6 protein-coding genes and 3 pseudogenes are annotated in these 6,381 nt (G+C 68.5%); 5 read left to right on the forward strand and 4 right to left on the reverse strand.

What is annotated here, in order from left to right:
* Positions 1-382: HAD family hydrolase (locus ACY5KJ_RS16360; protein WP_462203768.1), on the forward strand; the 382-nt coding region annotated here is incomplete at its 5' end.
* A 322-nt stretch (positions 383-704) separates the two neighbouring features.
* Here ACY5KJ_RS16360 and ACY5KJ_RS16365 read toward each other — a convergent pair.
* Together ACY5KJ_RS16365 and ACY5KJ_RS16370 are read right to left on the reverse strand one after the other, a co-directional pair.
* Positions 705-1,222, reverse strand: a pseudogene (locus ACY5KJ_RS16365) (Uma2 family endonuclease).
* 29 nt (positions 1,223-1,251) lie between these two features.
* Positions 1,252-1,614, reverse strand: coding sequence for an ArsR/SmtB family transcription factor (locus tag ACY5KJ_RS16370; protein WP_462185896.1), 363 nt, complete (start codon positions 1,612-1,614; stop codon positions 1,252-1,254).
* On the opposite strand from ACY5KJ_RS16370, the pseudogene ACY5KJ_RS16375 reads away from it, so the two are divergent.
* The 3 genes and pseudogenes from ACY5KJ_RS16375 to ACY5KJ_RS16385 all read left to right on the forward strand — a co-directional run.
* Positions 1,574-2,707: pseudogene (locus ACY5KJ_RS16375) on the forward strand (HAD-IC family P-type ATPase); the annotation flags it as partial. The gene ACY5KJ_RS16370 and the pseudogene ACY5KJ_RS16375 overlap by 41 nt on opposite strands.
* 168 nt (positions 2,708-2,875) lie before the next feature.
* Entirely contained in the window at positions 2,876-4,213 is a 1,338-nt protein-coding gene (locus ACY5KJ_RS16380; protein ID WP_462203769.1) for an ATP-binding protein, read from the forward strand.
* A gap of 312 nt (positions 4,214-4,525) precedes the next feature.
* On the forward strand, positions 4,526-4,726 hold the full coding sequence (locus tag ACY5KJ_RS16385; RefSeq protein WP_462185894.1) for a hypothetical protein: 201 nt from the start codon (positions 4,526-4,528) through the stop codon (positions 4,724-4,726).
* A 34-nt stretch (positions 4,727-4,760) separates the two neighbouring features.
* Here the strand turns inward: ACY5KJ_RS16385 and ACY5KJ_RS16390 are convergent, their stop codons facing one another.
* Positions 4,761-5,000, reverse strand: coding sequence for a GNAT family N-acetyltransferase (locus tag ACY5KJ_RS16390; RefSeq protein WP_462185893.1), 240 nt, complete (start codon positions 4,998-5,000; stop codon positions 4,761-4,763).
* Positions 5,001-5,014: 14 nt separating this feature from the next.
* Here ACY5KJ_RS16390 and ACY5KJ_RS16395 point away from each other — a divergent pair.
* Positions 5,015-5,551, forward strand: a pseudogene (locus ACY5KJ_RS16395) (NUDIX domain-containing protein); the annotation flags it as partial.
* A gap of 166 nt (positions 5,552-5,717) precedes the next feature.
* On the opposite strand, the gene ACY5KJ_RS16400 reads toward ACY5KJ_RS16395, so the two are convergent.
* A partial coding sequence (locus ACY5KJ_RS16400; RefSeq protein ID WP_462203771.1) for an aminoacyl--tRNA ligase-related protein occupies positions 5,718-6,381 on the reverse strand: 664 nt, incomplete at its 5' end.

Consider the following 6,381-nt stretch of genomic DNA (forward strand, 5'->3'; position numbering starts at 1 on the left):
CCTCAGCCACCCCCCCGCCCAACCACGCCCCGACGCCACCGAAGCATTCACCCGCCTCACCGCCTACGGCGCCACCCTCGGCGTCGTCTCCGCCGCCAGCACCGCCACCGTCCACGCCGACGCCCACACCGGCGGGCTCAACCCCCTCCTACACTTCCTCGACGGCGACGTCACCGACAAAACCCACCAGCTGCGCCAACGCCGCACCACCACCCGCGCCCTCTACATCGGCGACACCGCCTACGACATCCACAGCGGACGCGCCGCCGGCTACCAGACCGTCGCCATCACCAACGGCTACACCCCCACCCGCACCCTGCACACAGCCAGACCCGACCACATCATCGACTCCCTCACCGAACTCCTCGACCTCCTCACCTGACAGGAAGGCCCGCGCCCAGACGGGCGCGAACCTCATGCCACCTCCCAGCCGATCAACCCCGCAGGCTGTACTGTAGGTAGCGCCGAGGACACGAAGGCCAACCCGGTAGGAACCGCCGGGTCGTCGTCGACGAAGGCCTGCTTATCCACGACGAGATCTACTTCAACGCCGGACGGCTCGCCCCGTCCGTCTTGGACTACCTGCTGCTGGCCTGGCCGGACCGTCGCGCCCATCGCCGCACGACGCCCTGGGCGGACAGGAGCCAGCGCCCCGGCCCGTCGCACTCGGCGCTCCTTCGCGGAGCGCCGGCAAAGGATGGGTATCAGAGCTGACCGAAATCGATCTCTGCCGCGAAGGGAGCCGAGATCTTGACCACGCCGGTGAACACCTCTCCATCCCGGTAGGCCCCGCTCGCCGGATCGAGGACATAAGTGTACACTGGACATAGGTGTACACCAGCGGAACACCGGTAGCGGCCTGCTCGACCCGCCAGTAGAAAGCGATGCCGGCCCTGGCGTACTGGTCCACCTTCACGATCCTGTCGGTGGTCTCCGACCCCGGCGAGACGATCTCCACAACCAGCAGCACGTGCTCGGGACGGGTGGGCGTGACGTCGATCGTGTCCGCGCGATACACCACGACATCCGGACGGCGATTGGTGAGCGGCACGCCCTGCAGCCGGACGTCGAAGTCCGTATCGGCGTTCCAGTCCGCCCCCGCGGCCACCTCCAGATCGCTCGATGGGCACCGCCTTGCCTCTTGCCCGGATCCCTCTTCCCCGGACCATTGACCGCGAGACTTGGCCGTCCGCGCCTGGGGACGGCGCGACCTCGCCTCCACCGGCACGGGCGGGATGCGTGGTCGGCGCGTCAGGCGCTCGGGGCGGTCGCCGTCTCCCGCTCCGGCTCGGCGTCGGTAGCGGGGGTGTCCGCGAGGCCGAGGCCGAGGTGTTCGACATGGTAGAGGGCCTGGTCAAGGAGCTCGGCGACGTGGTTGTCGTAGAGGGAGTACACCACGGAGCGGCCTTTGCGGGTGCCAGCCACGAGGCCGAGATGGCGCAGCAGGCGGAGCTGGTGGGAGCAGGCGGACTGCTCCAGACCGACCTCGGCGGCCAGCTCGGTCGCGGCGAGCGGGCCCTCGCGTAACCGGGCGAGGATCAACAGTCTCGACGGGGCCGCCAGCGATTGGAGAGTGGTGGCGACCTTGCCCCCGCTGCTGTCCGCGGTCGCCACCGCCGGCCGCCACGGCGTCCTGATCAAGTCCGTCCTGATCAAGTCCGTGCTGGTCATGGAACGCCTCGGCCAGGTCGACGCCGTCGCGCTGGACAAGACCGGCACCCTCACCGAAGGCACCCCTCGGGTGACGGACATCCAGCCGCTGGCCGCCTCCGGCCTTACCCAGGACAGCCTGCTGGCGCTGGCGGCGGCGGCCGAGCACCCCAGCGAGCACCCGCTGGCCCGCTCCATCGTGGCAGCCGCCCGCACCCGCGAACTGGACATCCCGCCGGTGGAGACCTTCACCTCCACAGCCGGCACCGGCGTGACCGCCACCGTCAACGGCCATCCGGTCGCGGTCGGCAGCTCCGTACGGCTGCTGGGCAGCCGCTCCCGGCACCCGGCCGCCGCGGTGGCCGCCCGCCTGGAAGAAAAGGGCCGTACCGCGGTCCTGGTCATCCAGGACGACACCCCGGTGGGTGTGCTGGGCATCGCCGACCGGCTGCGCGACAAGGCCGCCGCCACCGTCACCGCCCTGGCCACGGCGACCGGCACCGCGCCTGTCCTGGTCACCGGCGACAACCCGCGCGCCGCCGCCCACCTCGCCGCCGAGGTCGGCATCGCCGACGTCCGCGCCGGTCTACTACCCCAGGACAAAGTCACCGCTGTCCAAAACCTCCAGCAGGCCGGCCGGAAGGTGCTGATGGTCGGCGACGGCGTCAACGACGCCCCCGCACTCGCCGCCGCCTACGCCAGCATCGCCATGGGCCGCGCCGGCTCCGACCTCGCCCTCGACACCGCCGACGCCGTGGTGGTCCGCGACGAACTGGCCACCATCCCCGCTGTCGTCGCCCTCGCGCAGCGGGCCCGCCGCCTGGTAGTGCAGAACCTCGTCATCGCCGCGTTGTTCATCACTGGCCTGGTGATCTGGGACCTGATCGGCACCCTGCCGCTGCCGCTGGGAGTCGCCGGCCACGAGGGCTCCACCGTCATCGTCGGCCTCAACGGACTGCGTCTACTCACCGACGCCGCCTGGCGCCGCGCCGAGCGGCCAGAACACTCGGCTGAGATCGCCCGTCCTGATCATCACCACCGGAACGCGCAGGAGTAGGGGCCGCCCCGCCCAAGGGAGCACCTACAGGCACGAAGATTGCCTTCGGCCGGGGGTGGCGGTCCCAAGGTCCCGCCAGAAAGCTTCGTCAGTCCCTGCTGATCGGGGCAGAACAGAAGGGCATTGTCGAGTCGACGATCCGTCGGTGACCGACTTGAAGGAGCCAGCGTGCCCATCTGGCACATCCGTCCCTACGAGACCGCCGACTACGCGGCGACAGTACGCCTGCTGGAGGAAGTGCGGAGCACCCTGGGCGGCCCGCCCATCAACCTCACCGACACCGTGCTGGCGCTGCGGCACGAACTCCCGGACACCGAGTCCCCCGCGGTGGTCGCCGTCGCGGGCGAGCATCTCGTCGGTGCCGCGGTCGGGCGCAAGGAGGGCGGCCAGGGCCGGGTGCTCACGGTCGCCATCGCGCCCGCCTGGCGTCACCACGGCATTGGCTCCAGCCTGTTGCAGAGCGTGGAGAACCTGCTCCTGCACGCCGGCTGCCGGCGGATCACCACGCTGATCACCCCCGGGCAGCCGGGTGAGGAGGCGTTCCTCAACCGCGGCTTCACCGCTACCGGGCAGGTACTCTACGACAAGCAGGTTCCCCTGCGCCCGGCGGACGTCTCCACCGTCGAGCGGTGGGGCGGCGCGCTGCTGAGCACCTCCGAGTGGTCCAACCTCGCCGGGATGGAGGAGGAGCGCGCGCTCATCGAGAAGCGGCTGCTGCTGCCGGTCCGGGAACGGGAGCTCGCCGAGGCATACGGAGTCGTCATCCCGACGGCGATGCTGCTGTTCGGGCCGCCCGGCACCGGCAAGACGTCCTTCGCCCGGGCGGTCGCCGCCCGGCTGGAATGGCCGTTCGTCGAGCTGCTGCCCTCACGGCTGGCCTCCGGCGGCAGTGGGCTCGCCGCCGAGCTGCGGTCAGCGATCAACGACCTCATGGGGGTCGAGCGGGTCGTCGTGTTCATTGACGAGGTCGACGAGATCGCCCAGTCACGCGAGACCCGGCCGGAGAACCAGTCCGTCGTCAACGAGCTACTCAAGGCGATCCCGCAGTTCCGCGGGGTGCAGGGCCGGCTGCTGATCTGCGCGACCAACGCGGTCTCGGCGCTGGATCCCGCGTTCATCCGGCCCGGCCGGTTCGATCTCGTCCTCCCTGTCGGGCCGCCGGACGCCAAGGGGCGCCGGGTGCTGCTCGAAGGGCTGCTGGACCGGGTCGCGAACAAGGGGGACATCGATCTGGACGCCGTCGTCGCGGCCACCGACCTGTTCACGCCGGCCGATCTCTCGGCGGTCGTGCAGCGATCCGCCGCCGCCGCCTTCCACCGGGCCGCCGACGGGGCGAAGGTCGGCGCCGGGGCGGGAGCGGAGAGCGGCGGGGGCGGCCACGGCCCGGTGGTAACCCCGTTGAGCACGCAGGACCTGCTGGATGCCGCCCGGCTGGCCCGGCCGACGATCAGTCTTACCGAGCTGGACCGCTTCCGTCGTGACGCGGAGGCCTTCACCCGGATCTGACTTGCCCCGCCCCGGCAGGGACGACCTGCACCGGATCCGGATCCGGTGTTGATAACTTTGATTTTTCGGTATAGAAAAGCATTTCCTGACCCGAGGACGAGACGCGGCACGAGAGAGTGCTCGACGAGACGAAAACCGCAGCGATCTTCCAAAACGATCACAATGAGGTTTCGCCATGACCGACGGGAATCGCAATCTCTACGTAGTCGCCTGCGGTGGCGGGTACCCCGCCGGGGACCTTCCCGCCTTCGTCAAGGAGTCGAAATGAAATAACTTGCGCGTTTCGAACCCTCCACAGGCCTGTGACCTGCGATGATGCTCTCGATCACGTATTTGTTACTTCATTACGTCCCCAAGGCGGCTGCAGATCATGCTCGACGGAGAGTGGAGGTGCCGGCGCGATCCCCGCGTCCGTCGCCCGGTCTTAACGATCGGCCCGGCAGAGCCCTCCATCTCCCGGAAATGACGACTATGGCTGTCGGCGATGCTGTCAATCACACCATCGCAGGATAATGGCGACGAGGTCGGTGTCTGAACCACCTCGCTCTCACCCTGTCTCTACAGGAAAACCAGCGGCCCGCCGCAACTTGTCGCCTTCCAGTCGATAGAACGCCTTGCCCTCGAACACTGGCACGCCCAACTCGACATAGAAGCGATGGGCGTCCTGGCTGGTGGCTTCAGTCTGCCACTCCACACGGCTGCAATCGTGCTTCATGGCAAGCTCAAAAAGCGCGTGCATGAGTTGCTTCCCGACACCCTCACGCCGCGCCGCTTCAACCACGTACAATTCTTTGAGGAACAGTGACCGCGAGAGTCCGACAGCGGGCCGAGGCCGAGCGCGACGAGGTACAGCAGTTCGTCGTCGGCGCAGTTGTCCAGCACGACGGTAGGGTGCTACTTCTCCAACGTCCTGAGGACGATTTTATGGGCGGGATTTTCGAGCTGCCCAGCGGAAAAGTCGAGCCGGGTGAGGCGCTGGATTCGGCGCTTATCCGGAAGGTCGAGGAAGAAACCGGCCTGCACGTGACCGCCGTCCGCGATTACCTCGACAGTTTCGACTACGCATCAGGAAGTGGTAAGAAAAGCCGACAGTTCAACTTCGCCGTGGACGTGGCCAGCCCTGAGGAGTCGAAATGAAATAACTTGCGCGTTTCGAACCCTCCACAGGCCTGTGACCTGCGATGATGCTCTCGATCACGTATTTGTTACTTCATTACGTCCCCTGAGCCGGTCGAACTTCAGGAACACGACGCCTACACCTGGACGCCACTCACCGAGGAACAGCCCGTGACGGACGCTGTGAAAGACGTGCTGAGTAAATACCGGGAGCTGCGCGGCGTGTAAATTTCAGCCCAGCCACAAAGAACGCGGCCCCATACTGATACTCGCCAATATGGGGCCGCTTGGTATGTCGACGCATGTCTATTGAGAACACCCGCGGGTCGGGCGCTCCCCCACGCGTCGAGGCCAACCGGCGGGCAGCGGGCGGGCCACCGGGTGCCGGCTACGGGCGGACACCGGCCTCCCGGGGATTGGTCCATAGATCGGTGCCGTGCGCGCTTGTCAGGAGATCGATGCCGGCCAGGACTTCCGCGGCGGGCCGGGCCTCCAGGCGGCGCCCGTCCCGCAGCCGCAGGGAGACCCGCTCGTCGGCTGCCTCCCGGGCACCGATGATCGCCTGGTAGGGCACCAGACGAGCGGCCCGGACCCGCGCGCCCAGGGTGCCGCGCTCCGGACCGGCGACCTCGGCCCGCAGTCCCCGGTCGGCCGCCTGCCGGACCAGCGCGAGGGCGTGGGGTGCCTCGGCGTCGGAGATCGGAAGGACCACCAGCTGGACGGGCGCAAGCCATGGTGGAAAGGCACCGCCGTGCGACTCGATGAGGTGGGCCACGGCCCGCTCCACGCTGCCGATGACGCTGCGGTGGACCATGACCGGCCGGCGCATCGCGCCGTCCGGGCCCGCGTAGTGCAGATCGAACCGTTCTGGCTGATGGAAGTCGATCTGCACGGTGGACAGGGTGGCTTCACGGCCGGCGCTGTCGACGATCTGCACGTCGATCTTCGAGCCGTAGAAGGCCGCCTCCCCCTCCACGGCCTCGTAGGCCACCCCCGCCGCGGTGACAATTACGACAGCGGTGGCGGCGGCGTGAGTGACGGCGGCGTGAGTG

The sequence above is a fragment of the Frankia sp. CcWB3 genome (genome assembly GCF_977927595.1).

Coding starts and splice junctions, on each gene's coding strand:
- ACY5KJ_RS16385 (WP_462185894.1), top strand. CDS start 4,526: ATGATGCTCTCGATCACGTATTTGTTACTTCATTACGTCCCCAAGGCG.